Below are 2040 nucleotides of genomic sequence, written 5' to 3'. Positions count from 1 at the left end.
GGGGGAGGCCGTCCGAAAACTTAATTAGGGAAGCAAACAACTGAATTGGGCATTTTTCTTTTGCTCTTTATAGTTAATTAACCTCGTATCTTATTGATTCTCAATTATTTTATGTATCTTTGTAGTAAAAAACAAGAAAGATATGGCATATAAAAAAGGACAAGATAGACGACAGAGGGTTCTTTTCCCTGATTGCATTGACGAGTATGTAGAGGCTGACGCCCCTGTTCGCTTGTTTGATGCTTTTGTCGATAATCTCAAAATGGATGAACTGGGATTCGTCCGCAGTACTCCTGCAGAGACAGGTACTCCTGGATATGATCCTCGCGATCTCCTCAAGCTCTATATTTATGGTTACTTCTATCAGGTACGTTCCTCTCGCAAACTTGCTCGTGAGTGCAAGTGTAACGTAGAGGTAATGTGGCTGCTCAAAAAGCTGACTCCAGACTTTCGTACAATCTCCGATTTCCGGAAGAACAACAAGAAGGCTATTACTAAAGTTTTTAAAGAGTTCAACAAGTTTTGTATGGGACTGAAGCTCTTTTCCAAGTCGTACATCTCTATTGATGGAAGCAAGTTTAAGGCTGTAAATGCTAAAGACAACAACCTTACTCTAAGCAAACTCGATGACCGAATCAAGCGTCTTGATGAACATATTTCAATCTATATGGAAGAACTTGAAGCATACGATCATGAGGAAGGACGCAGGCTCTCTAAAGATGAGTTGAAACGTAAGCTTGATGTTTGCAAGGAGCGCAAGGAACGCTATGAGGGATATCGTGATACACTTGAGAAAAGTGGTGAAAGCCAGATTTCCTTAACCGATCCTGATTCCCGACTAATGAAAGCCAACGAAGGCTTTTGTGTCGGTTATAATGTGCAAACTGCAGTTGATGCGGAGAGCCATATGATAGCAGGCTTCCTGGTAACCAACAGTCCAACAGACCATGGTCAGCTTACAAACGTAGCATCTGAGGTAAAAGCCGATTATGGTGTTGACGTTCTTGAATCAACTGCAGACAAGGGGTACGAGTGTCCCGAGGATCATGCAGATGCATTGGCTAATGGTATCGTACCAAATGTCATCCAACGTGATGGCAGCTGCACGGAGCAGGTTCAGTTTGACTATAACGAAGCTACCATAACTGACGCACAAAAGTCAAGTACTAATCCAGAAGATTTGAAGGCATGTCTTGAAGCTGCAGTCATACCGGAAGCCTACAAGGATTTTTTAACCGATGCACAGATTGTAGAGGTCAAGGAGTACACTTCTGATGTAGCAGAGTCTGCTGTACTGAAGATGACTCCCGAGCAGATGCGTGCCAAGGCTCTTGAAGGATACTTCGTGAGGGATGCCGAACGCAATCTTGTCTATTGTCCGCAAGGAGAAATCCTGAGGCAAAAGTCTATCAAAAGAAATGGTATGATCCGCTACTGCAACAAGCTTGCATGTAAAAAATGCAAGTGCAAGTGTACCATCCAGAAGTTCAAGGAGGCAGACTTCAACAAAGACACCTTGATAAAGGCAACCGAAGCAAAACGCAAGCAACTCAAAGAAGAGAATAAGGACAAGCCAAAACCTCCAAGAATGAAGATCGTGAAGAAGGTTGTCCGTTACGTTTTACATCTAGATCAGAACAAGATGGACAATCGCAAATGCCTCTCCGAGCATCCTTTTGGAACCATGAAGCGAGCACTTGGGCAATACTACTTTTTACTGAAAGGCAAACTGAAAGTAACTGCTGAGATGGGTCTCTTTTGCCTATCTTATAACCTTCGTCGTGCCATATCTCTCAAAGGTGTACCTGCTTTGATTGCTTCTCTTGGATAATGACCTGTAGGGATCAATACCATCGAAAAACACGCTCTATTAGTGTTCATATCGGCCATTTAAAGCCCTTATGACGAATTGTTTAACATAAACTAAAATTTTAAGATGAAAAAAGATATGCCCTTAGAGGGGCTTAGGTGGAGTCGTGATAGCGGTTCTGCCCTCTATGATACACCCCCAAACGGCCGTTCTCGGACGGGCTGGGGGGG

General features: G+C 43.2%; 1 protein-coding gene. It reads left to right on the top strand.

Annotated elements, in window-relative coordinates; genetic code table 11:
• Positions 1 to 142 precede the first annotated feature (142 nt).
• Complete coding sequence (locus DXD25_RS16160; protein WP_117664376.1) at positions 143 to 1831, top strand: transposase; 1689 nt, start codon at positions 143 to 145, stop codon at positions 1829 to 1831.
• The last annotated feature ends 209 nt before the right edge of the window (positions 1832 to 2040 follow it).

The organism is Prevotella sp. TF12-30 (assembly GCF_003436715.1).
Taxonomy (GTDB): Bacteria; Bacteroidota; Bacteroidia; order Bacteroidales; family Bacteroidaceae; genus Prevotella; species Prevotella copri_A.
The sequence above is the reverse complement of the archived record's forward strand: the minus strand, read 5'-3'. Positions and strand labels throughout refer to the sequence as shown.